Raw genomic sequence first — 23,147 nt, forward strand, 5'->3', positions numbered from 1 at the left:
ACCTCACGAGACACGAGAGTCCCCCGCCATGTACGAGCTGTCCCGGGTCCGCCTCTACTCCATCGGGCCCGCGGGTGCGCGCTACGCCGACACCGTCCTCGATCTGCGCGGGGTGGGCGAACCGGTCACCAGCCCCGCCCCCACCCAGGCGGACTTCTTCGAGGACGAACCCGTCGGCCCGCCACGCCGCCCCGCGCCCGCCGGCGTGCTCTTCCTCGAGAACGGCGGTGGCAAGTCCGTCCTTCTCAAACTGATCTTCTCGGTGATGCTCCCCGGCCACCGCAACACCCTCGGCGGCGCCAGCAGCGGAGTGCTGCGCAAGTTCCTGCTCGCCGACGACTGCGGGCACGTCGCCCTGGAGTGGCAGCACACGCTCACCGGCGAGTGCGTCGTCGTGGGCAAGGTCAGCGAATGGCGGGGCCGTCAGGTCTCCAACGACCCGCGGAAGTTCGCCGAGGCCTGGTACTCCTTCCGTCCCGGGCCGGGCATGAGCCTGGACTCGCTGCCGGTCGCCGAGTCCACGGCCGTGCGACCGCCCGTCGAGGGGCTCTCCGGTGCTCAGGGCCGCCGCCGCACCATGAAGGGGTTCCGGGACGCGATCACCGAGGCGGGGCGGGCCTACCCGAACCTCGATGTCGCCTGGGAGGAGATCCACGAGCGGTGGAACGAGCACCTCGGCGGCCTCGGTCTCGACCCCGAACTCTTCCGCTACCAGAGGGAGATGAACGCCGACGAAGGCGAGGCGGCCGGCCTGTTCGCCGTCAAGAACGACTCGGACTTCACGGATCTGCTGCTGCGGGCCGTCACCGACACCCGTGACACCGACGGTCTCGCCGACCTCGTCCACGGCTTCGCCCACAAGCTGGGCCGGCGCGCGGAGTTGATGGCAGAACGGGACTTCACCGCCGGTTCGGTCGAACTCCTCGGCAGGATCGTCGAAGCGACCGCCACCCGGGAACGCGCCCGCGACGTCCACGCCGGAGCCGAACGGCACACCCGTGCCCTCGCAGGCCGGCTCGCCGCCCGGTCCGTCGACGAACGCGACCGGGCCGCGGGCCTCGCCCAGCAGGTCACCGAGGCCGGGCACAGTGCAGCGAAGGCCGAGGAGGAACGCGGCCGCAGTTCCAGCATCGCCGCCGAACTCGCTTACCGCAACGCTTCGTTGGCACTCACGGCAGCGGAGAGGACGGCGGCGGCGCAGCGCCGCGAACTCTCCGACGCCCGCACCCTGCTCGCCGCCTGGCAAGCCGCCGAGGCGGTGCTGCGTCACCGTGCGGCCGCCGACCGATCCGCCCGGGTCAGCGCGGCGATCCGCGAAGCCGAGCGTGACGCCGCTCCCGCTCTCGCCGCCCGTGCGACGGCGGCAGCCGACCTCGTCCGGGCCCTGCAGTCGGCCGCGGAGGACGGCGAGCAACTGGCCGGCCAGGAGGAGGAGCGTGCGGCCCGGCTCCACACCGAGGGCGAGACGGCGCACCGCGAGGCGACCGCCGCCGCGACCGCCGCGCAGCGGGCCCGGAGCGAGGCCGACCATCTGCGCGAGCGTCTCGCCGAGGTCGAACAGGAGACCGCGCAGGCGGTCCGGGCCGGCTGGCTCGACGACACCCCGGGCGAGGCCGACCCGGCCCGCGCTGCGATGGAGGCCGGAGCGGTCGAGGAGTCCGCAACCGCCGCCTGGGACCTGGCCCGGGAAAGAGCCCGCAGCACCGCCGAGCAGGCCAGGGAGGCAGCGTCCGAGGAGGCCCGCGCCGAACTCGCCGCGGCCCGTGCCACGGACGCGGCCGAGGCCGCCGCGGAAGCCCACGAGGCGGAGCGGCGCACGGCCGAGGCCATTGCCCGGGAACCACGGCTTGCCGAACTCCTCGGCCTGCCCGGCCCGGCCGCGGCCCCGGTACTGCCCGGCCCCCGGAACAGCGGGCCCCCGTCCGCTCCCGGCGGTCCGCCCCGGCCACGCGAAGCCGGCGACGACTTCGTTTTCGGCGCCGAGTCGCTCCCGGCCGGGCACGCCTCCCCGGCCGGACCCCGGGAAACCGGCCCGACCGCGGCACCGGCGGATCCGGAGCACCTCACCGCCGAGGACCTGGACCGCAACGCCGAGCGGCTGCGCGACCTGCTGGAGGAGAGCGTCGGCTCCGCCGAACGCCACCTGTTCGAGCTGCGGACGGCCGCCGCCGACGACTCCCGTATCCTCGGAGCACTCGGTGACGGCGGGCTGCTCCCGCCCGGGCCCGACGTGCTCGCCACCGTCGAGTACCTCGGTGAGCACGGCATCCCCGCGCTTCCCGGCTGGCGGTACCTGGCCCAGTCGGTCGACCCGGTGGACCACGCGGCCGTACTCGCGGCGCGCCCTGAGCTCGTCGACGGCGTCGTCATCACCGACCCCGCCACCCATGAGCGGGCCCGCACCGTCCTGGACGGCGCAGCACTGCTGCCTCGTTCGACCGTCGCTGTGGGCACCGCGGCGGCTCTCCTGGCACCCACACCGCCGGCCGGCACCGGCGAGCCGGACGTCTTCCTCGTCCCCCCGAACCCGGCGATGCACGACGAGCGCGCAGCCGATGACGAGCGCCAGGCCCTGCGGGCCCGCGCCGGCCGGCGTGACGAGCAGATCCGTGAACTCGCCGCCCGGCTCTCCGGGGACCGCGCGCTGGCCGCCCGCATCTCCTCGTGGTGCACCGGTTGCCCGCCCGGACGCCTCGCCGAACTCGCCGCCGCCGCGGCATCCGCACGCACAGCGGCCCAGGCGGCCCGGGAACACTTCGCCGAGACCCGCGCCGCCCGCACCGAGGCCGAGGAGGCTGCCGCGCAGGCCGCAACCGTCCGCGACGAGCGCCAGGAGGCGGCCCAGCTGGCCCGCCGGGCCGCCGACGCCCTGGCAGGTCTGGCGTTCCGGCTGCGCGAACGGTCGGGTTGGCAGATCCGACTGCGCGAACTGGCCGACGAGACAGCGGAGTCGGAGAGCCGGGCCGAGGCGCTCCTGGAACGGGCCCGCGCCGCGGACGAGGACCGTCGCGCCGCGCAACGCGCCGCCGACGACGCACACCGCACCGCCCGTGCGCTGCGCGCCGAGCGCGCCGAGGTGGCCGGAGCACACGACGACCTGCCCGCCTCGAGCGGATCGGGCCCACGCGTGTCGCTGCCCGCGCTGCGCGAGGCATACCGGGCGGCCAGCCGGCTCTACGAAAAGGTCGGCGTCGGCACCGACCTGCGCGCCGAACAGGCCCGTGCCGAAGGCGACGAAAGCGCCGCCCTCGCCGAACTCGACCGTCTCACCAACAAGGTCCGCAGCCGCGCTGCCCAACTGCTCGAAAGCACGGACGGCGCGGACGGCCCGTCCCGGCAGGCCGCCGCCGCGCGGGCCGTATCACTGGTGCAGATGCTCGAGTCACGGGCGGCGACCGCCAGCGAGCAGCTCGGCCGGTACCGCGGCGAGGCCGAGCGGCTCGCGCCCGCCGATGGCGCAGCGCACACCGAACTGCCCGATGGGCTCGTCCCTTCCGATGCCGAGGAGGCCCAACGGCTGCTGCGCCGCGCCACGGCGGAACTGGCCGCACACACCGAGGAGTTGGCGGCCGCTCAGGCGGCCCATGCGGCGCTGGTGCGTTCGCACCGGGCGGCCGAGGAGGCCGCCGGGGGCTTCGACGAGACGGCCGCCCTCCTGGGCGATCTGCTTCGCGAGCCCGCCCCGGCCGAGGACCCGGAGGACCACGACCGGCCGGAGCCCTACGAGGGAAGCCTCGAGGAGGCCCGGCAGGCGGCCGCCGCCTCGCGCAGATCCCTTCGCGGCTTCGCCGGCGAACTGTCCGCCGCCGAATCGACGGTGCGCGACGCCTGCGACGTCCTCGTCCGGCACGCCAACTCCACCCGGTACGAGCAGGTGCGCACCCCGGCCCGGCAGCAGATCCGTGAGCTGCCGGCCGCAGCACTGCCCGACCATGCACAGGCCTGGCAGGAGGCGTTCGCGCCGCGGCTGCGCGTGCTGACCGACGAACTGGAGCAGCTCGAACGCAACCGGGACAGCATCGTGGACCGCCTCCGCGGCCTCGTCGAGTCCTCGCTCGCCACCCTGCGTTCCGCGCAGCGTCTTTCGAGGCTTCCCGAAGGGCTGGGGGAGTGGTCCGGCCAGGAGTTCCTGCGGATCCGCTTCGACGACCCGGACCCGGCAACGCTCACCGAACGCCTCGGAGAGGTCGTCGACGAGGCCACCCGGTCGGCCGTCCGGAAGAACTCCGACCTGCGCCGTGACGGCATGTCCCTGCTCCTGCGCGCGGTGGCCGCGGCGCTGGAACCGCGTGGCGTGGCCGTCGAGATCCTCAAGCCCGACGCCGTGCTCCGGGCCGAACGGGTTCCCGTCGGACAGATGGGCGACGTGTTCTCCGGCGGCCAGCTGCTGACCGCCGCCATCGCCCTCTACTGCACGATGGCCGCGCTGCGCAGCAACGACCGCGGCCGCGACCGGCACCGGCACGCCGGCACCCTGTTCCTCGACAACCCCATCGGACGGGCCAACGCCACCTATCTGCTGGAGCTGCAGCGGGCCGTTGCCGATGCGCTGGGCGTCCAGCTCCTCTACACGACGGGCCTGTTCGACACCACGGCGCTCGCCGAGTTCCCGTTGGTCATCAGGCTGCGCAACGACGCCGACCTGCGGGCGGGCCTGAAGTACATCAGCGTCGAGGAGCACCTGCGGCCCGGGCTGCCCCAACAGGCCGACGACGAGGAGGCCGTGCACGGCGAGATCACCGCCACGCGGATGTTCCGGCGGCCTCAGGTCGCCGCCGAATGAGCCGCGGCCGTCCGGTGCGAACCGGGGGCCGCGGCCCCCGGCTCAGACCTGGGGCAGGGAGCGGTGCGCCGGGCGGACCCGAGCCCCGGTGCGGGCCCTGCGCCGGGCAAGGCGGTGCTCACGGCTGAGCGCCCGCGCCGTACTGCCCGGTCCCGAGACGATGCCGTGGCGCTGAATCCAGACCTGCCGCGTCACCCACACGTCCACCGCGCTCCAGGTCGCCACGACCACACTCAGCACCGTGGCCGGCACGGCGGGGAACGCCAACCAGGAGCCCGCAAGCATCCACAGAACGGTGATGGTCGCCAGGACGACGGCGACGGACGCGAGTATGAACGCGCGCACGGCCGCAGTGCGCACCGGATCCGGTGTGCTCCGGCGCTCCGCTGGCTCGCTGGTCCACAGAGAGCGGCGCTCAACGGTTTCTTCGTGTCCGGCTCTCATGAGTCTTTCGGCTCCCCTCCCATGGGCGTTCCGCCCGCGTCGATGCACCCCCGCTGCCGGATCGCATGACCGCTCGCCGGCGTTCGAAACGAACGACGCACGCTCCTGCGGCGCGGTTCGGACATCCCTGAACGATAACGTCCTGACTCGCCCCGAAATTCCCTCCTGACCGTGACGGGAGCGATGAACACGGATTGACCGGGCTCTGTCCCCGTTCGTCCCGCCGTGCACGCGTCGACCGGTCCCGGCTGCGGGCAATTGTCTGTGCATCCGACGACATCGACCGATCGGAGGACTCCTCTTCCGGCCGATCAAGGACTGGGCAGGTCTTCGGGTTGGTGACCGAGCAGTAGTAGGCTCGCGCCGTTTGCTGTCCGAAAACCATTCCGATGTGCCGGGGTTGACGTGGGGGATGCCATGCGCTTTCGCGGGAAGTCCGTCCGCAGGAAGATCGTGGGACTGCTGCTGGTGCCTCTGGTGTCGCTGACCTCGATCTGGGCGTTCGCGACCGTGCTCACCGGCCGTGAGGCCAAGCAGCTCTACGACGTCTCGCGCAGCATCGACCGCATCGGGGATCCGACCCGGAAAGTCGTCGGCGAGCTGCAGCAGGAACGCCGACAGACCCTGGTCTACCTCTCCGACCCGCGCAGATCCGACGCCCTCAAGCGTCTGAACATCCACCAGATCACCACCGACCGGTACCTCGACCGGCTGCGCGAGAACGTGGCGAGCGGGGCGGCCGCTTCGGGGGCGGGGGGCCGGCTCAACGCCGTTCTCGAGGAGATGGACGGACTCGACTCCCTGCGCAGCAAAGTCGAGGAGGGAACGGTCACCCGCAGCGCCGCCTTCACCGGCTACAACGACATGGTCGACGCCTGCTTCTCGCTGCTGGCCTCCCTGCACGGCCTCGAGGACGCCGAGATGGACAAGCAGGGGCGCGCCCTCATCGGCCTGGCCCGGGCCCGCGAAGCGCTCTCCCAGGAGGACGCCCTGCTCTCCGGCGCCTTCATCGCGGGCCGGATGGACTTCAGCGAACTGCGGGCGTTCTCCGACCGGATAGCGCAGCGCCGGATCCTCTACACGACCAACCTCGCCATCCTGCCGCCCGAGGAGGGTGTGCGCTTCGACACCTACTGGCACGGCAGCAAGTCGGTCGATCTCCGGGTGGCCGAGGACGACGTCGTGTCGGCCGGTGCGAACGGTGCCGTCGATGCCGTCAACGCCCAGCGCTGGCACGCCGCGACCGACACCGTCCTCGACGACCTCGACCAGCTCTCCGACGAGGCCTCCGCCCGTTACCGCGACCGGGTCGAGCCGGTCGCGCTCGCCGTCCTCACCAAGGCCGGATTCGCCGGAATCATCGGCCTCATCGGCGTCATCACCTCCATCGCCATCTCCGTGCAGGTCGGCCGCGGACTGGTCCGCGACCTGACCCGGCTCCGCAAGACCGCCCACGAGGTCTCGGGCGTCCGGCTGCCCAGCGTCATGCGGCGGCTCGCGGCCGGGGAGCGGGTGGACGTCGAGACCGAGGCTCCCCGCCTGGCCTACGGCCACGACGAGATGGGCCAGGTCGGGCAGGCCCTGAACACGCTCCAGCGCGCGGCCGTCGAAGCAGCCGTCAAACAGGCCGACATGCGGCGGGGCGTCTCCGAGGTCTTCGTCAACCTCGCCCGGCGCAGCCAGGTGCTGCTGCACCGCCAGCTGACCCTCCTCGACACCATGGAGAAGCGCACCGAGGACGCCGGGGAACTCGCCGACCTCTTCCGTCTCGACCACATGACCACCCGCATGCGCCGGCACGCCGAGGGGCTGGTGATCCTTTCCGGCGCGGCCCCCTCCCGTCAGTGGCGCAAACCGGTCCGGCTGATGGACGTGGTCCGCGCCGCGGTTGCCGAAGTCGAGGACTACGAACGGGTCGAGGTGCGGCGTCTGCCCCGCATGGCGGTGAAGGGACCCGCAGTCGCCGACCTGACCCACCTGCTCGCGGAACTCATCGAGAACGCCACGGTTTTCTCGCCACCGCACACGACGGTGCAGGTCATCGGCGAACGTGTGCCCAACGGGTTCACCCTCGAAATCCACGACCGGGGCCTGGGCATGGCCCCGGATGTGCTGCTCGACGCCAACCTGCGACTCGCCGAGACGCCGGAGTTCGAACTGTCCGACACCGACCGGCTCGGCCTGTTCGTCGTCAGCCGGCTGGCCCTGCGCCAGGGCGTCCGGGTCTCTCTCCAGCCCTCGCCGTACGGGGGTACCACGGCAGTGGTGTTCCTCCCGGCCGGCCTGCTCACCGAAGTGCCCGCCGGATCCGGGGACGCCCCGGGCCGGACGGACGGCATGGAGGACACCGGAGAACTCCGGATCGATTCCGGGGCACGTGCACACCGCCGTACGCCGACGGCCGCCACCCCGCGCTCCGTTCCGGTGCTGGACACGTCCGTCGAACTCGAGGCGCCCGTCGGCGCGTCCGACGAAGAGGGCGACGAAGAGGGCCTGATCTTCCGCAAGCCGGCACCGGATGCGGACGCCGCGGACCAGCACCAGCAGGCCGGCGAGCCCACGTCCGGAACGGGGCAGGCACGTCCCGGGGAGCGGCAGGAACTGCCGCGGAGGAAATCCTCCCGTCCCGACCGGGGCGGGCAGCAGCGCGCCGGTTCCGCGGAGTACGCGGCCGGGCGGAAGGCGGCGAGCGGCGGCGGGAGCACAGCCGGCGGGTTGCCGCGCCGCAAGCGGCACGCGAGTCTCACCGCGCAGGTGAAGGCCCGGCCCGTGCCCGGATCCCGCAGCAGCGGGGAACCGGCGGAGGCAACCGAGCCCGATCGCGACGCCGAGGACGTACGTGCCCGCATGGCCTCGCTCCAGCGCGGCTGGCAGCGTGGCCGGGCGGAGACAGGAGAATCCCCGGCAGCCGCCGGGGAGACGGCACCAGGAACGACATCGGAGGGGGACGGTCGATGACCGCACCGCACACAACTGCACAGGACGCCGCGACCGGCACGGCGGGCGACCTCAACTGGCTCCTCGACGACCTGGTCGAGCGTGTCGGCAGCATCCGCAAGGCCCTCGTGCTGTCCGGCGACGGCATGATGACGGGTGCGTCGAAGGAACTCACCCGCGAGGACGGTGAGCACCTCAGCGCGGTCGCCTCCGGCTTCCACAGCCTGGCCAAGGGCGTCGGACGCCACTTCGACGCGGGCGAGGTCCGCCAGACCGTCGTCGAACTCGACGGCGCTTTCCTGTTCGTCACCGCGGCCGGCGAGGGCAGCTGTCTCGCGGTGCTCGCCGAGGCGGACTCCGATGTCGGCCAAGTGGCATACGAGATGACTCTGTTGGTCAAGCGAGTGGGCCAGCACCTGGCCACCGCCCCGAGGTCGGGAGGCTGACGGGCGCGGGTATCGGCGGCGAGTGCGGGGGACGGCATGAGCGACGAGTTCCAGGGAGACGAGCGGTGGTTCGACGATGCGGCCGGCCGGGTCGTCCGGCCTTACGCCATGACGCGGGGGCGCACGAGCACCGCGGCGGACGAGCACCTGGACCTCATCGCTCTGGTGCTCTCCGAGGTCACCCCCGCCGAACTCGAGGACGGTGACGACCCCGTCGGCGGTTCCCTCACGCCGGAACACATCGACATCGTCGGGTTCTGCCAGGACAACCCGCAGTCCGTCGCGGAGGTCGCCACGGAACTGGATCTGCCCGTCGGGGTGGTCAGGGTGCTGATCGGCGACCTGCTCGACGAGGAACTGGTCCGCGTCTCACGCCCGGTGCCGCTGGCCGAACTGCCCGAGGAGAGCATCCTGCGCGAGGTAATCGAGGGCCTTCGCGCGCTGTGACGGGGTGGCGGCGGGAGGCCTGCGGCCCGTCGAGGACTGGAGGGAGTGCGATGGCACGGGCCGAGCCGGGCCCGCGCACCATCGATCACGACACGTTCGGTGACCCGTCGGCGTCACCGATGCTGCTCGTCATGGGGCTGGGTGCTCGGATGACAGCGTGGTCGCCGATGCGATCTGCCGTACCGCGCGACGGGCCGGCTGACCCGGGCTCCGGGCGCTCAGACTTCCGTTGCGGGAGCAGGCAGCGTGGTCACATAGTCCTCGACGGTGGCCTGCAGGCCGACGTCGTGCTGGGCGCGCTCGGACAGCCGCCACCGGTGCTCCAGGATCTCGTGGTAGATCTGCGCCGGATCGGTGTTCCCCCTCAGCTCGCGGGGCACCGCCCGTACGGTCGGCCGGAAAACGTCGCGCACCCAGCGGTGCGCGAGTACCTCGGGGCGCGCGCCCAGCGGGTCACCGGGCGCGTAGTCCTCCTGCGAGACCATCCACGTCTCCAGGTCGTTGAGGAGGCTGCGGGCCTGGTTCTCCTCGGCGTCCACGCCGCTCAGCCGCAGCAGCTGCCGCTGGTGGTGCCCCGCGTCGACGACCTTCGGCAGGAACGTGACCGCATCCCCCTCGGGCGAGCGCTGGATCTGCATCTCCGCCACGTCGAACCCGAGATCGTTCAGCCGCCGGATGCGCCGGTCGATGTAGTGACGCTTGGCGAGCGGGTAGACCGACTGGCGGGTGAGCTCATGCCACAGTTCCTGGTACCGCTCGGCGATCGCCTCGCCGAAGGGCACCGGATCCACCGACGGGTGCAGCGACCCGCCGGCCTCCAGGTCCAGCAGCTCGCCGGCGATGTTCACCCGGGCCACCTCGACGTCGTACTCCCGCTGGCCCGTGGTGAGCCGCGGCTGGAGCTGGCCCGTCTCGGCGTCCACCAGGTAGGCGGCGTAGGCACCGGCGTCCCGGCGGAAGAGCGTGTTCGACAGTGAGCAGTCCCCCCACGCGAAACCGCTGAGGTGCAGCCGGACCAGCAGCACTGCGAGCGCGTCCAGCAGCCGCTTGATGGTGCCGGGGCGCATGGTCGTCTCGAACATGGAGCGGTACGGCAGGGACCCCTTGAGATGGCGGGTGATGAGGACCGGTTCCAGCGGGTCGCCGTGCTCGTCGGCGCGCCCGGTGACCACCGCGACGGCGTCGACCGCCGGCACCGCGAGCCGGTCGAGATCGCGCAGCAGGCCGTACTCCCGCACGGCCGCCCACTCGCCGACCTCCTTGACCGCCACCACCTCGTCGCCGGCCCGGGCGAACCGCACGACGTGCCGGGAGATGCCGCGAGGCAGCGCCACCAGGTGTTCGTCGGGCCACTCCTCGAGCGGCACGCTCCACGGCAGGTCGAGCAGGGCAGCCGGATGCTCGGGCGAGGTGGCGGTGATCTGCAGCTCCATGGCACACCAGTGTGCGCCACGCCCTTCCGGCCCGGGGCAGGCCCCCTGCGGAGGGGCCGTGGCGGCAGCACGCGCGGCTGCCGCCACGGCAGGATCTCCCGGCTACGCCCCGCGGCCCCCCTGGTCTTCCGCGTGCCAGCCGAAGGACCGCTCGACGGCCTTGCGCCAGTTCCCGTACTCGCGCTCGCGCTCGGCCTCCGCCATGCGCGGCGCCCACTCGGCGTCACGCCTCCAGTGCGTACCGAGCTCGTCGAGGTCCTGCCACACCCCGGTGGCGAGCCCGGCCGCGTAGGCAGCGCCGAGGCATGTCGTCTCGGCGACGACGGGCCGGATCACCGGCACCCCGAGCACGTCGGCCTGGTGCTGCATCAGCAGCCCGTTCGCGGTCATGCCGCCGTCCACCTTCAGTGTGGTGATCCTGACGCCGGAGTCCTGGTACATGGCGTCGACGACCTCGCGGGTCTGCCAGCTGGTCGCCTCCAGGACGGCGCGCGCCAGATGTGCCTTGGTCACGTAGCGGGTGAGCCCGGTCACGACACCGCGCGCGTCGGAGCGCCAGTACGGTGCGTACAGACCGGAGAAGGCCGGGACGATGTACGCCCCGCCGTTGTCCTCGACGCTTGCGGCGAGCGGCTCGATCTCGTCCGCGGAGCCGATGATGCCCAGCTGGTCGCGGAACCACTGCACCAGGGCACCGGTGATCGCGATCGAACCCTCGAGGCAGTACACGGGCCGTTCGCCGCCGAGTTGGTAGCCCATCGTCGTCAGGAGCCCGTGCTTCGAGACCACAGGAGTTTCACCGGTGTTGAGCAGCAGGAAGCTGCCGGTGCCGTAGGTGTTCTTGGCCTCGCCGACGCCGTAGCAGGTCTGGCCGAACACCGCGGCCTGCTGGTCGCCGAGCGCCGAGGCCACGGGGACGCCCGCGAGTCCGCCCACGGCCGTCCCGTACACCTCGGCGGAGGAGCGGATCTCCGGCAGCACTGCCTCGGGGATGTTCATCGCGCTCAGGATCGCCGGATCCCACTGCAGGGTCTCCAGGTTCATGAGCATGGTGCGTCCGGCGTTGGTCACGTCGGTGACGTGCACTCCGCCGTCGGGCCCGCCGGTCAGGTTCCAGATCAGCCAGGAGTCGATGGTGCCGAACGCGATCTCACCGTTCTCCGCCCGTTCGCGCAGGCCCGGCACGTTGTCGAGCAGCCAGGTGACCTTCGGCCCGGAGAAGTAGCTGGCGAGCGGCAGGCCCGTGGCCGCGCGGAACCGGTCCTGGCCGTCCTGTCCCCCCAGCTCGGTGCACAGGGCTGCCGTCCGCGTGTCCTGCCACACCACGGCGTTGTGCACCGGTTCACCGGTGGCCCGGCCCACAGCACCGTGGTCTCCCGCTGGTTGGTGATGCCCAGCGCGCTCAGCCGGTCCGCCTGGAGACCTGCCTTCGACAGTGCCCCTGCCACCACGGCCTGGACCCTGGACCAGATCTCGGCCGCGTCGTGCTCCACCCAACCGGGCTTCGGGAAGATCTGGCGGTGCTCCTGCTGGTCGACGGCGACGATGCCGCCCTCGCGATTGAAGATGATGCAGCGGCTGGACGTGGTGCCCTGGTCGATCGCAGCGACGTAACTCTCCGTCATGGCGTCTCCTGGTTCAGAAGGCAGCGTTGAAGATCAGACCGGCCAGAACCGCCCCGATGAGCGGGCCGGCCACCGGCACCCACGAGTAGCCCCAGTCGGACGTGCCCTTGTGGGGGATGGGCAGCACGGCGTGCATGATGCGCGGTCCGAGGTCGCGGGCCGGGTTGATGGCGTATCCCGTGGGCCCGCCGAGGGACAGGCCGATCCCGACGACCAGGAAGGCCACCACCAGGGTCCCCGTCCCGGACTGCCCCAGCCCCTTCGTCAGCCCGAGAGCGAGGATCGGCAGCACCAGTCCCATGGTGGCGATGATCTCGGTGAGGAGGTTGGCGACCGGGTTCCGGATCTCGGGGCTCGTGGAGAAGATTCCCAGTGTGGGCTGGTCGTTGCGACCGAACTGTGCGTAGTAGACGAGCCAGGCGAGGACGGCGCCGAGCGCCGCGCCGACCATCTGCCCCAGGATGTAGAGCGGTACCTTGTCCCACTGGCCGGTGTCGACCGCGATGCCGACGGTCACCGCGGGGTTGAGGTGTCCGCCGGACAGCGGCCCGGCCGTGTACGCGCCGGCCAGAACGCCGAAGCCCCAACCGAAGGCGATGACGACCCATCCCGAGGCCTTCGCCTTGGAGTGGTTGAGTGTCACTGCGGCGCACACACCGGCGCCGAAGAGGATCAGGATCGCGGTGCCGATCACTTCACCGACGAATATGTCCCCATTGGAGAATTCCATTGCGGCTCCTTGGCCCTCGCCCGGGGCGCTCGCCCCGGTTCCGTGCAGGGTGCGTGTTCCCATTGCTGCGGTGCCGAGGTGGGCGGGGTCCCGATGCCCCCGACCGCCGTCTGCGACGAGCGTGCCGATGCGGAGGATCGCCGAGCGCGCACGGGCCCCGCGGCGCAGAGGCAGCGGACCGGCGTTCGGCGATGCCGACTGACAACACCGGAAGTTTTCACCCGGAGTGACGGGGCGTCAAGGCCGCCGACGGGAATGGCACGCGGTGACCCCGCGGCTGTCGTCGTGGGGGCCGGTGCGGGGCACGCGACGAGGCGGGACAGCCGGCCCGGTCAGCCCGTGGAGCGCTCCGCCAGCCACTTCTCCGCGGTCTCCGCGAGTTCGCGGTCGCGCCCCGCGAGCATCGTGCCGATCATCTGCGCGTCGCCGCGCAGCGACCACAGCGGGTGCCCGAAGGTGGCGGGGTTGTTCTTCTCGATCAGGAAGTGCGCCGGCCAGGCGGTTCCGTAACCGATCACGGGCAGCCCCAGCAGGAACAGCCAGTCACCGCTCAGCAGTCCGTACAGGCTGACCGCCAGGCCGGTCAGGGTGCCCACGAGGTGGACCCGGCGCGTCGCCGCCTTGGAGTGCATGGCCACGTAGTACGGCCAGAAGCCCTCGTACGTTTCGAACGTCTGTTGCGTCATGCGCGCACCGTAATGCAGGCGGCGTGGCCCGGCGAGACCTCGCGCAGCCGCGAACCGGAAGCCGGTCCGTGCGAGCGCGGACCGGCCTCGGTTCGCGACCACCGGGTCGCGTGAGCGCGGACGGCCCCCCGAAGACGCAGGTCGATTCGCGGGGACGGTCTCGCCCGGGAGCACATGGCGCTCGGTCCCGACGAAGCCCCGATGCCGAGCGAACCGCAGTTCCTCTCGGAGCCGAGGTGATCGAGACCGTCGTCCACGCTCAGGATCACGGCCGGGACGTGAGCGACTTCCGCGACACCGGGAAGTCGAAGTAGGTGTCGGGGAAGGGCTCCGGCTCGAAGGTGTAGTGCCACCACTCCTCGGCCAGATTGACGAACCCCTGCTTCTCCAGCGTGCTCTTGAGCAGCATCCGGTTCGCCCGCTGCTCCCCCCGGATGCGCGGGTCCATGGTGTGCGACAGGGTGTCGAAGCAGTCGTACCCCGTGCCCATGTCGATCGAGTTGTCCGGGAACCGATCGTCCTTCGGTGCGTAGCAGGGCACCAGGGGCTCTCCGGGTTCGTACGGCCGCGTCGGCTCGGCGGGCAGCCGCACGATCGTCAGGTCGACCGTGCTTCCCCGGCTGTGCCCCGACTTCTCGGCGATGTAACCGTCCTCGAACAGCCGGGACTTGTCGACGTCCGGGTAGAACTCGTCCTTCATCGCCCGGTCGTCGAGATCCTTCGCCCAGTCGACGAAGTGGTCCACCGCCCGCTGCGGGCGGTAGCAGTCGTAGACCTTCAACGAGTAGCCCCGGCGCAGCAGCCGGGCCTGAGCGCGGTGCAGGCCGCGGGCCGCCTGCTCGGTGAGGATGCACATCGGCTCGCGGTAGCCGTCTATCGGTTCCCCGACGAAGTTGTGCTCCGTGCGATAGCGGATCTCCTGCAGGATCGTCGGGTCGGCGTCGTGCAGGGCGACGAAGCCCTTCGGGGCCTTCGGTTCGGACGCCGCCTGCGCCACCGGTGGAGCAGCGGTGACGGCCATGGCGGCGGCTGCGGAAAGAGCCAGTGCGCGGAGTGCTGCGGCAAGTCTCGGCATGGCCTCGGGTGTACCACCCCGGGCGGCGCGTGGGAAGCCGTGGCGGGCTGCGTGGCCGGAAGTGTCGGATAGGGTCCTGGCTGTGACCCCGCCGGAGGCGAACTCCCATTGCACGTACTGCGGTTCACCGCTCGGACCGGGCCCCGCAAGCGCGCGCCCGTGCTCCGGCTGCGGAAGGACGAACCACCGCAACCCCTTGCCTGTCGCCGTCGCCCTCCTCCCCGTCCGGGACGGTGACCGCACCGGCCTGCTCGTCGTCCGCCGCGCCGTTCCGCCGCAGCTCGGGCTGCTCGCGCTGCCCGGGGGCTTCATCGACCACGGCGAGGACTGGCGGTGTGCCGTGGTCCGCGAACTCGCCGAGGAGACCGGCATCGCGGCCGCTCCCGGCGCGGTCCGTCTCGCGGACGTGCTGAGCGGGCCCGACCACCTGCTGGTCTTCGGGCTGCTGCCCGTGTGCGACCGGGAAGAACTCCCGCCCTCCGTGCCCACGGACGAGACCGACGGCTGGGGGATCCGCCACGGACCCGGCGAGCTGGCGTTCCCCCTGCACACCCGGGTCGCGAACGCCTGGTTCGCAGGCCGCCTCCGGGACTGACCGGCACGCCCCGGCAGCCCGGCCGGCTCACACGGAGCGGCCCCGGATCCGGACGGTTCGTCCGGCCGGAGCACCGCCCTCCCGGCGTACCTCGACGCGTCCGTCGATCAGTTGGGTGGTGAACCGCTCGACCACCGCCCCGCCTGCTCCGCTTGCTGCGGTCACCGCCAGGCCGCCGCCCCTGCGTCCCGGCGCCGGCGGCCAGACCTCGAGCTCGGCCGAACCCCCCGGCCCCGTGACCGGCACCACCGCACCCGCCCGCGCCAGCACCGGAATCCGGGACAGCGGTGCTGCCGACCGGATCCGTCCGGGACCCTCGTGGACCTCTGCCGTGGCCGTGTCGTACCAGCGGCCCCGCGGCAGCCGGATCTCCCGCGAACGCACGCCCGGCTCCAGCACAGGGGCCACCAGGAACGCATCTCCCAGCAGGAACGCGTCGTCGCAGTCGCGCAACGCCCGGTCGTGCGGCGACTTCCACCACAGCGGGCGCACCCAGGGCGCTCCCGTGCGCCGCGTCACCTGCGCCAGAGTCGCGAAGTACGGCAGCAGCCGGTCCCGTTGCGCCAGGGCTGCCCGCGCACCGGCGAGCAGCTCGTCCGCCGGTCCCCGGTCCAGAAGCTCGCCCAGCGCTGTTCCGTCGGTGAGCAGCAATGGCAGCAACGCCCTCAACTGAAGGCTTCGCAGTGCCAGTTCGTTAGGCCGCGCTCCCGTGTTGCCGTCCGGGTGTGGCCCCGAGTACGGCACGCCGCACAGCCCCAGTCCCAGCACCGCTGCCAGCGCCTCGCGCAGGGCGGGCCACCCGCTCGACTTCCCCTCGGACCAGGTGCCGCCGGACCGCTGCATGCCCGCCCGCACCGGACGCGACAGCCGGAACGGCCCTCCGTCCGATGACGGAACGCGCTGCTGCGCCGGGGTTTCACGCGGTCCCGGGCTCTCCCCGCGGGGCGCCGGACGGTCGGCAGCCCGTATCGGGACCTCGCGCCGGTCCCGGCCGGCCTCGGACTCCGTGCAGGGGGTTTCCGCGTACTGGGCGCCGGCCCCGGGGCCGTGCACCGACACCAGCCGCACGCCCTCCGCATGCAGCTCGCGGGCCAGCCGGGGCCGGTCTGCCCCACCCCCGGCAACTGCCCCGGAAGCCCCCGCACGACAGGCCGGTTCCAGGAAATGTACGGAGCTCGGCGCAAGGCCCCGTTCCCGGAGCCGGTTCACGGCCCGCTGTACGTCCTTCCCGCTGCCCCGGACAACGTGCTGGTGTCCGAGCGCCCAGGACGGGGGCACGACCGGCGGCCCCGTCAGCGAACTCCAGGCATGCAGCACCCGTGCGGGGCTGCCCACCACCGTCCACGACCGGTGCGGACCGCCCGCCACCCGCAGCTCGCAGGTGCCCGGCCGGTCATGGCCCGAACCGGCGCCCTCCGTCCCCTCGCGCACGTGCAGCCGGCCCTCCGACGGGGTGTCGTGGAAGCGCAGATGCGTTCCGGCGTCGGCGACCGCCAGCACTACCGGCATCGACACGGACAGTCGGCAGCCGTCCGCGACGGCGCCGCCACCCGTGGAGGTGCCCCCCAGCCGGTACAACCCGTCTCGAAGCCGGGCACCCGTGGCAGGCCCGGCCGGCCCGAAGAACCGGGTGTCCGCCGGCACTTCCGAGCGCTGCATCCAGCGCGGGGCGTGCCCGGCCCCGTTCACCGGCTCCCACCAGCGCGGCGGCAGATCACGTCGCAGCACCACGCCGCCCGGCGTACGTACCTCCGTCGTTCCGTACCGGGACACCGCCACGGTCACCCGCTCGGACACCACGCGCCACCCGCCCTCCTTGTCGGGCTCGAGCACCGCGCGCTGATCCGCCTCCGGGCACCCCGCGCCGAGCGCGTCCGACGGCTCCGGCTCCGCGCCGTCCCACCCGCAGAACACCGCGCCGCCGACCGTCACCCGGACCCGCAGCGACGAGCGGGCGAAACGCACCGTCCCACCGCCGGGCTCCGGGTCCGCTCCGTGCACAGGGCCCGGCACCCGTGCCCGCTCGCCGCGTCCGGCGTCCCCGGCGCCGTCCGGGCGAGGACGCCACAGCGTCCGCACGGCACGCATCATTCGCCGCACACCGTCCGTCCCAGCCGACCGCTCCAGGTCCTGAGCATCCATGACGGTCACCCTGCCATCGGCCCGCGGCACCGCGAGAACCGGTACGCCCCGGCCGCCTGGGTACCCGTGGTCCCCGCACACAGATCACACCCCGAATATGGGGTGTGCGCCCTGGTGCGGAAGTCGATCACATGGCATGGTCCTGATGAGCCGCGTCCTGACCGCGCCCCGCATGTGCGGCCGGCGACGCCCGACACGAGCAACGCCCCGGGAGACGCCCGCATGACCGCAGCCAGCACCGCATCGTCGCCGGCCACCCCGCCGGAGCCCCTGTGGCAGCCCGGTGCCGACCGGATCGAGAACGCCCGGCTGACCCGGTTCCACACCTGGGCTTCCGAGCGGCACGGAGCCCCGCAGCCGGTCCCGGGGGACGCCGCCGCGAGCTATGCCGCGCTGCAGCGCTGGTCGGTCGAAGACCTTCCGGCCTTCTGGCAGGCCGTCGCCGACTGGTTCGACGTCCGCTTCGGCACGCCCGCCGAGACCGTACTCGCCGACCCGGCCATGCCCGGCGCCCAGTGGTTCCCCGGAGCCACACTGAACTACGCCGAGCACGCCCTGCGGGCGGCGGAGGATCCGGACAGCTCCGCCCGTCCGGCGCTGCTCCACGTCGACGAGACCCACGAACCCGCCCCGCTGAGCTGGTCCGAACTGCGTCGTCAGGTCGGCTCCCTCGCCGCGGAGCTGCGTGCTCTCGGGGTACGTCCCGGCGACCGGGTCAGCGGATACCTGCCCAACGTCCCGCAGGCCGTCGTCGCCCTCCTGGCGACCGCTGCCGTCGGCGCAGTGTGGACCTCGTGCGCGCCCGACTTCGGCGCGCGCAGTGTCCTCGACCGGTTCCAGCAGGTCGAGCCGGTCGTCCTGTTCGCCGTCGACGGCTACCGCTACGGCGGCAAGGAGCACGACCGCAGCGAGACCGTCGCCGAACTGCGCCGCGAACTGCCCACGTTGCGCGCCGTGGTGCACATCCCGCTGCTCGGCTCGACGGCACCCGAGGGAGCCCTCGCATGGGATCGCCTCACCGCGGCCGACGTGGAACCGGAATTCGAGCAGGTGCCCTTCGACCATCCGCTGTGGGTCCTCTACTCCTCCGGGACGACCGGCCTGCCCAAGGCCATCGTCCAGTCCCAGGGAGGCATCCTCGTCGAGCACTTGAAGCAGCTCGGGCTGCACACCGACCTCGGCCCGGACGACCGCTTCTTCTGGTACACCTCCACCGGCTGGATGATGTGGAACTTCCTCGTCTCCGGCCTGTTGGTCGGTTCCACCGTGGTGCTGTACGACGGCAGCCCCGGATATCCCGACGTTGCCGCGCAGTGGCGCATCGCGGAGCGCACCGGCGCCACCGTCTACGGCACCTCCGCCGCGTACGTGATGGCCTGCCGCAAGGCGGGGGTGCACCCGGGCCGCGACTTCGACCTCTCCGCGGTGAAGTGCGTGGCGACCACCGGGTCGCCACTGCCTCCCGACGGATTCCGATGGATCCACGACGAAGTGGCCGCGGACATGTGGATCGCCTCGGTCAGCGGTGGCACGGACGTCTGCAGTTGCTTCGCCGGCGCGGTACCCACGCTCCCGGTCTTCATCGGTGAGCTCCAGGCACCGTGCCTGGGCACCGACCTCCGGTCCTGGGATCCGACCGGCAAGGCCCTCGTGGACGAGGTCGGAGAGCTGGTCGTCACCAATCCGATGCCGTCGATGCCCATCCGCTTCTGGAACGATCCGGACGGCGAGCGGTACCGCGAGAGCTACTTCGACATGTTCCCCGGCGTCTGGCGGCACGGGGACTGGATCACCCTCACCTCGCGCGGCACGGTCGTCATCCACGGCCGGTCGGACTCCACGCTCAACCGCCAGGGTGTCCGCATGGGTTCGGCGGACATCTACGAGGCGGTGGAGCGTCTCCCGGAGATTCGCGAATCGCTCGTCATCGGCGTCGAACAGCCCGACGGCGGATACTGGATGCCGCTGTTCGTCCACCTCGCGCCGGGGGCAGAGCTCGACGACGGCCTTCGTGAACGCATCAAGCGCACCATCCGGGAACAGCTCTCGCCGCGCCATGTGCCGGACGACGTCATCGAGGTGCCGGGGGTGCCGCACACCCTCACCGGCAAGCGGATCGAGGTCCCCGTCAAACGTCTCCTGCAGGGCACACCGTTGGAGAAGGCGGTGAACGCCGGCTCGGTGGACGACCTCGAGCTGCTGCGCTTCTACGCGAGTCTCGCGGACGCCCGCACCCCGTAGGTCGCCGCGCGACGCCTCGTCACCCTCCGCTGTCAGTGTCCACGGTTACTGTGAGTGATCGTCGGTCGCGCATGCTGACCGGAGGGCTGAGGGGGGAGTCATGGAAACCAACAGTGGCGGCAGGAACCGGTCGAACGGCTGGCGGGAGCTGCTCCGGGAAGCACCGAGCACGGTCGCCCTGCTCGTCGACGAGCAGGACTTCACCGCGATGACGGGCTACCGCACGTTCAAGTTCGCCGATCACGAGGAGTACTTGGGACGGATGGAGGCGCTGCTGCGCGCTCTGGAGTCACAGGGAGTGCACACAACCGTCGCCGTCTTCGATCCGGGGGAGTTCACGGAGTTCTGCGAGGAGCACGGCCTGGATCCGGACGCGACGGAGAGCCGGACCAGGTACACGGCGGGCGTCGCGGCGAGCGGCGCCACGGTCGTCTACGACGGGCGGCCCGTCCGGGGCCTGCTGCCGCTGCTCGTGGACGAGGCAGCGCGTCGCGCCACGTTCGAGTACGCCACGGACGTCCTCGCCCGGGCGGGCGGCTGCGACCGGTACGGGGAGGACATCGGGCACGCGGCGTACCTCCGGGCGTCGCAGGCGCTGATGCGACTGGCCGAGGTGGTGGAGCCCGGTGTCCATCACGCGGTGTGCAGCGTTCCGGCGGACGGCGCGCAGCTGGTCGCCGTGCTGCACGCAGAGTGTGCGGAACCCGGCAAGGTGCACATCCGGGAGTGGGACGCCCTGGTGTTCTGCACGGTCCTCGCGGTCGCCGTGGCTGAGGGTGGCCCCGGCGGCGTGGTCCTGCGGAGCAGTACGGAGGACGGCCGGGACACGGTGCGGGGCTGGTCGCTGCGCGACGGCTGGCTGCGCCCGCTCACCGAGGCTGAGGTGTTCTCGGCATACTGCACCGATGCGGAGACCGGGGAGCCCGTGCCGCCGGAGCCCGGGGTGGACTACCGCCCCGGGCTCACCCTGCCGCCACCGGACGCATGACAACCGGTCGGGTGTGCGCTGCCGGGCAGCGCACACCCGATACGGCGCGGATCACTCTCCGGAGAGCACGGCTTGCGCGGCGGCCCGCGCGTCCTCCGCCGATTCGCAGGCCCGGGCGGCGGCTGCCGCCCGCTCGCACTGCGCGAGGGTGTGCTTGGCGAGCGTGGCCCTTACAAAGGGGAGTGAGGCTGCACCCATGGACAGGCTGGTGACGCCCAGCCCCGTCAGCACGCAGGCGAGCAACGGGTCGGAAGCGGCCTCACCGCAGACACCGCAGCTCTTGCCCTCGGCCTTCGCGGCCTCCGCCGAAATCGCCACCAGATCGAGGAGCGCAGGCTGCCACGGATCCTGCAGCCGCGACACGGCGCCGACCTGCCGGTCCGCGGCGAAGGTGTACTGGGCGAGGTCATTGGTCCCCAGGGAGAGGAACCCGACCTCCTGGAGGAGCGAACGTGCCCGCAGGGCCGCCCCCGGGATCTCGACCATCGCGCCGAATTTGGCCCGCAGGCCCGCTTCCCGGCAGGCGTCGGCGAAGGCACGGGCATCGGCCCGGTCGGCCACCATCGGGGCCATGACCTCGAGGTAGACCGGAAGCCCCTCGGCGGCCCTGGCCAGCGCCCGCAGCTGTGTGCGCAGGATCTCGGGGTGGTCCAGGAGGGTGCGCAGTCCGCGCACCCCCAGCGCCGGGTTCGGCTCGTCCGCCGGAGTCAGGAAGTCCAGCGGCTTGTCGGCCCCCGCGTCCAGGACCCGGACGACGACCCGGCCCTCGGGAAAGGCCTCCAGCACCTGCCGGTAGGCCTTGGTCTGCTTCTCCTCGGAGGGGGCGTTGCGGCTGTCGTCGAGGAAGAGGAACTCGGTGCGGAACAGCCCCACGCCCTCGGCTCCGGCATCCAGCGCCGCCGGCACGTCGGCGGGGCCTCCGATATTGACGAGCAGAGGAATCCTGTGTCCGTCCGAGGTGGCGCCGGGCCCGGTGGCCGCGGCGAGAGCGGCCCGGCGCTCGGCCGCGGCGGACTCGAGTTGTTCGCGCTTGTCCGCGGACGGCTCGACGAAGATGTCGCCGGTGCTGCCGTCGACGGCGATCGTCGTCCCTTCGGCGATCTCGACTGCCCCGGGCAGGGCCACCACCGCGGGGACGCCCAGGGCCCGGGCGAGGATGGCGCTGTGGCTGGTCGGACCGCCTTCAGCGGTGACGAAGCCGAGGACCAGAGCGGGGTCGAGCAACGCGGTGTCGGCAGGCGCGAGATCGCGGGCGATCAGCACGTACGGGTCCTCGCTGTCGGGCACTCCGGGCATCGGAACGCCGAGCAGCCGGGCGACGATGCGGTTGCGCACGTCGTCGAGGTCGGCCACCCGCCCGGCGAGGTACTCACCGGCTCCCGCGAGAAGGGCCCGGTAGGAGGCGAAGGCGTCGTACACGGCCCGCTCGGCGGTGCTGCCCACGGCGATGCGCCGCTCCACGTCGGCCATGAGTTCGGGGTCCTGCGCCATCATCGCCTGCGCCTCGAGGACGGCTTGCGCCTCGCCGCCGGCCAGGTTGCCCCGTGCGACCAGGTCGGCGGCCACGGCCTCCACGGCCCGTCGGGCGCGTCCCTGCTCGCGCGGTGCCTCCTCGGTGGGGATCTGCTTGGCGGGCGGCTCCAGCACGGTCGTTCCCATGTGCCGGACTTCGCCGATGGCCACGCCGTGGCTCACACCGACGCCTCGCAGCGTTGTCTCCATGTCACCGTCTCCGATCGGTGCGGCGGCCGGTCACCGCAGTGGATGTTGTACGCGTCCCCTCACTGCCACACGAAAAGCGTGTCGCCCGCCTTCAGGTCGGTGTCCGAGGCGACTTTGGAGAGTGCTTCGGCCGTCGCCTCGAGTGCCACGACAGGGCAGACCGCGGACTTGCCCGCGGCTTCCACGCCCGACGGGTCCCAGTGCACGATCGCGTCCCCGCGCTGCACCGTGTCCCCCTTCTGCACCAGAAGTTCGAAACCCTCACCGTTCAACTGAACCGTGTCGATGCCGAGGTGGGTGAGGACACCGTGCCCCTCGGGCGACACGACGACGAACGCGTGGGGGTGGAGCGACACGAGCACGCCGTCCACCGGAGCCACGGCAGCGCCCGCCCGGCGGACCGGATCGACGGCGGTGCCCGGCCCCACCATCTCGCCGGCGAAAACGGGGTCGGGCACGGCGGAGAGCCCTACGGCACGTCCGGCGATCGGGGACGTCACGGTGGTCATGGAGGGCCTCCTGGGGATGGGGTCACGTCAAGCGCCACCACCTTCTGTTCGCGGCAACGCCAGTGGTCAGAAGCGTAAGTCATAGGAAGTGCGGCACCCCTGGGCGCGCGCAGGGGTGCCGCGGCCGATGCCCCCGACGCTGAATTTGCCTTGCCCAGGGTCGAGATGTAGGGTCGTAGCCCTGCCCGACGCGAGGTGCACGACACACTGCACCGGAAGCGTGGGTGGCAACACTCTCCTCGAATGGCAATCCAATTCCGGATCACGTTCTGCATGTCCGCGGGACTCGGTCAGGGAGACGGAAAATGCCTGGTAGTGTTGGAAACACCGAAGGGAAGCGCCCG

At 72.1% G+C, this 23,147-nt stretch carries 15 protein-coding genes and 1 pseudogene; 7 read left to right on the plus strand and 9 right to left on the minus strand.

Features of this window, described 5'->3' with window-relative positions; translation table 11 throughout:
* Nucleotides 1–28: 28 nt before the first annotated feature.
* Nucleotides 29–4,783 carry a hypothetical protein gene (locus M1E25_RS18150; protein WP_251416860.1) on the plus strand — a complete coding sequence of 1,585 codons (4,755 nt, stop codon included), beginning with the start codon at nt 29–31 and terminating at the stop codon, nt 4,781–4,783.
* Between the two features lie 42 nt (nt 4,784–4,825).
* Here the strand turns inward: M1E25_RS18150 and M1E25_RS18155 are convergent, their stop codons facing one another.
* Complete coding sequence (locus M1E25_RS18155) at nt 4,826–5,128, minus strand: hypothetical protein (RefSeq protein WP_308290442.1); 303 nt, start codon at nt 5,126–5,128, stop codon at nt 4,826–4,828.
* A 516-nt stretch (nt 5,129–5,644) separates the two neighbouring features.
* Between M1E25_RS18155 and M1E25_RS18160 the strand changes: the two genes are divergently transcribed.
* The 3 genes from M1E25_RS18160 to M1E25_RS18170 are packed head-to-tail and all read left to right on the plus strand — an operon-like array spanning nt 5,645 to nt 9,057.
* Nucleotides 5,645–8,185: a sensor histidine kinase gene (locus tag M1E25_RS18160; protein ID WP_251416864.1), complete on the plus strand. Its 2,541-nt coding sequence runs from the start codon at nt 5,645–5,647 to the stop codon at nt 8,183–8,185.
* Nucleotides 8,182–8,610: a roadblock/LC7 domain-containing protein gene (locus tag M1E25_RS18165; RefSeq protein ID WP_251416865.1), complete on the plus strand. Its 429-nt coding sequence runs from the start codon at nt 8,182–8,184 to the stop codon at nt 8,608–8,610. The genes M1E25_RS18160 and M1E25_RS18165 overlap by 4 nt, the downstream gene beginning before the upstream one ends.
* A 36-nt stretch (nt 8,611–8,646) precedes the next feature.
* Nucleotides 8,647–9,057, plus strand: coding sequence for a DUF742 domain-containing protein (locus M1E25_RS18170; protein ID WP_251416867.1), 411 nt, complete (start codon nt 8,647–8,649; stop codon nt 9,055–9,057).
* Nucleotides 9,058–9,275: 218 nt separating this feature from the next.
* Here M1E25_RS18170 and M1E25_RS18175 read toward each other — a convergent pair whose 3' ends face one another.
* The 5 genes and pseudogenes from M1E25_RS18175 to M1E25_RS18195 form a co-directional block, all read right to left on the minus strand.
* Nucleotides 9,276–10,490, minus strand: a complete 1,215-nt coding sequence (locus tag M1E25_RS18175; RefSeq protein WP_251416868.1) for a DUF4032 domain-containing protein — start codon at nt 10,488–10,490, stop codon at nt 9,276–9,278.
* A gap of 102 nt (nt 10,491–10,592) precedes the next feature.
* Nucleotides 10,593–12,115: pseudogene (gene glpK / locus M1E25_RS18180) on the minus strand (glycerol kinase GlpK).
* 13 nt (nt 12,116–12,128) lie between these two features.
* The gene (locus M1E25_RS18185) at nt 12,129–12,845 is read right to left on the minus strand and encodes an MIP/aquaporin family protein (RefSeq protein ID WP_251416869.1); all 717 of its coding nucleotides are present in this window, start codon (nt 12,843–12,845) and stop codon (nt 12,129–12,131) included.
* A 332-nt stretch (nt 12,846–13,177) separates the two neighbouring features.
* A complete protein-coding gene (locus tag M1E25_RS18190) occupies nt 13,178–13,531 on the minus strand; it encodes an Mpo1-like protein (RefSeq protein ID WP_251416871.1) in 354 nt (117 codons plus the stop codon).
* A gap of 265 nt (nt 13,532–13,796) precedes the next feature.
* A complete protein-coding gene (locus M1E25_RS18195; RefSeq protein WP_251416872.1) occupies nt 13,797–14,606 on the minus strand; it encodes a M15 family metallopeptidase in 810 nt (269 codons plus the stop codon).
* Nucleotides 14,607–14,688: 82 nt separating this feature from the next.
* Between M1E25_RS18195 and M1E25_RS18200 the strand changes: the two genes are divergently transcribed.
* Nucleotides 14,689–15,201: an NUDIX domain-containing protein gene (locus tag M1E25_RS18200; RefSeq protein WP_251416874.1), complete on the plus strand. Its 513-nt coding sequence runs from the start codon at nt 14,689–14,691 to the stop codon at nt 15,199–15,201.
* Nucleotides 15,202–15,228: 27 nt separating this feature from the next.
* Here M1E25_RS18200 and M1E25_RS18205 read toward each other — a convergent pair whose 3' ends face one another.
* Nucleotides 15,229–17,343, minus strand: coding sequence for a glycoside hydrolase family 31 family protein (locus tag M1E25_RS18205; protein ID WP_251416877.1), 2,115 nt, complete (start codon nt 17,341–17,343; stop codon nt 15,229–15,231).
* Between the two features lie 222 nt (nt 17,344–17,565).
* Here M1E25_RS18205 and M1E25_RS18210 point away from each other — a divergent pair, with 222 nt between their 5' ends.
* The gene (locus tag M1E25_RS18210) at nt 17,566–19,584 is read left to right on the plus strand and encodes an acetoacetate--CoA ligase (RefSeq protein ID WP_251416879.1); all 2,019 of its coding nucleotides are present in this window, start codon (nt 17,566–17,568) and stop codon (nt 19,582–19,584) included.
* A gap of 100 nt (nt 19,585–19,684) precedes the next feature.
* Nucleotides 19,685–20,572 carry a DUF8829 domain-containing protein gene (locus M1E25_RS18215; RefSeq protein ID WP_251416881.1) on the plus strand — a complete coding sequence of 296 codons (888 nt, stop codon included), beginning with the start codon at nt 19,685–19,687 and terminating at the stop codon, nt 20,570–20,572.
* A 51-nt stretch (nt 20,573–20,623) separates the two neighbouring features.
* Here the strand turns inward: M1E25_RS18215 and ptsP are convergent, their stop codons facing one another.
* A complete protein-coding gene (gene ptsP, locus M1E25_RS18220; RefSeq protein ID WP_251416883.1) occupies nt 20,624–22,294 on the minus strand; it encodes a phosphoenolpyruvate--protein phosphotransferase in 1,671 nt (556 codons plus the stop codon).
* Nucleotides 22,295–22,353: 59 nt separating this feature from the next.
* Nucleotides 22,354–22,803: a PTS sugar transporter subunit IIA gene (locus M1E25_RS18225; RefSeq protein ID WP_251416885.1), complete on the minus strand. Its 450-nt coding sequence runs from the start codon at nt 22,801–22,803 to the stop codon at nt 22,354–22,356.
* Nucleotides 22,804–23,147 lie beyond the last annotated feature (344 nt).

Source organism: Streptomyces meridianus, from assembly GCF_023703325.1.
Classification (GTDB): domain Bacteria; phylum Actinomycetota; class Actinomycetes; order Streptomycetales; family Streptomycetaceae; genus Streptomyces; species Streptomyces meridianus.

Bases quoted from the DNA above. Each gene is read 5' to 3' on its own strand.
- M1E25_RS18150 (WP_251416860.1), top strand. From the start codon at position 29: ATGTACGAGCTGTCCCGGGTCCGCCTCTACTCCATCGGGCCCGCGGGT.
- M1E25_RS18160 (WP_251416864.1), top strand. From the start codon at position 5,645: ATGCGCTTTCGCGGGAAGTCCGTCCGCAGGAAGATCGTGGGACTGCTG.
- M1E25_RS18165 (WP_251416865.1), top strand. From the start codon at position 8,182: ATGACCGCACCGCACACAACTGCACAGGACGCCGCGACCGGCACGGCG.
- M1E25_RS18170 (WP_251416867.1), top strand. From the start codon at position 8,647: ATGAGCGACGAGTTCCAGGGAGACGAGCGGTGGTTCGACGATGCGGCC.
- M1E25_RS18175 (WP_251416868.1), bottom strand. From the start codon at position 10,490: ATGGAGCTGCAGATCACCGCCACCTCGCCCGAGCATCCGGCTGCCCTG.
- M1E25_RS18185 (WP_251416869.1), bottom strand. From the start codon at position 12,845: ATGGAATTCTCCAATGGGGACATATTCGTCGGTGAAGTGATCGGCACC.
- M1E25_RS18190 (WP_251416871.1), bottom strand. From the start codon at position 13,531: ATGACGCAACAGACGTTCGAAACGTACGAGGGCTTCTGGCCGTACTAC.
- M1E25_RS18195 (WP_251416872.1), bottom strand. From the start codon at position 14,606: ATGCCGAGACTTGCCGCAGCACTCCGCGCACTGGCTCTTTCCGCAGCC.
- M1E25_RS18205 (WP_251416877.1), bottom strand. From the start codon at position 17,343: ATGGATGCTCAGGACCTGGAGCGGTCGGCTGGGACGGACGGTGTGCGG.
- M1E25_RS18210 (WP_251416879.1), top strand. From the start codon at position 17,566: ATGACCGCAGCCAGCACCGCATCGTCGCCGGCCACCCCGCCGGAGCCC.
- M1E25_RS18215 (WP_251416881.1), top strand. From the start codon at position 19,685: ATGGAAACCAACAGTGGCGGCAGGAACCGGTCGAACGGCTGGCGGGAG.
- ptsP (WP_251416883.1), bottom strand. From the start codon at position 22,294: ATGGAGACAACGCTGCGAGGCGTCGGTGTGAGCCACGGCGTGGCCATC.
- M1E25_RS18225 (WP_251416885.1), bottom strand. From the start codon at position 22,803: ATGACCACCGTGACGTCCCCGATCGCCGGACGTGCCGTAGGGCTCTCC.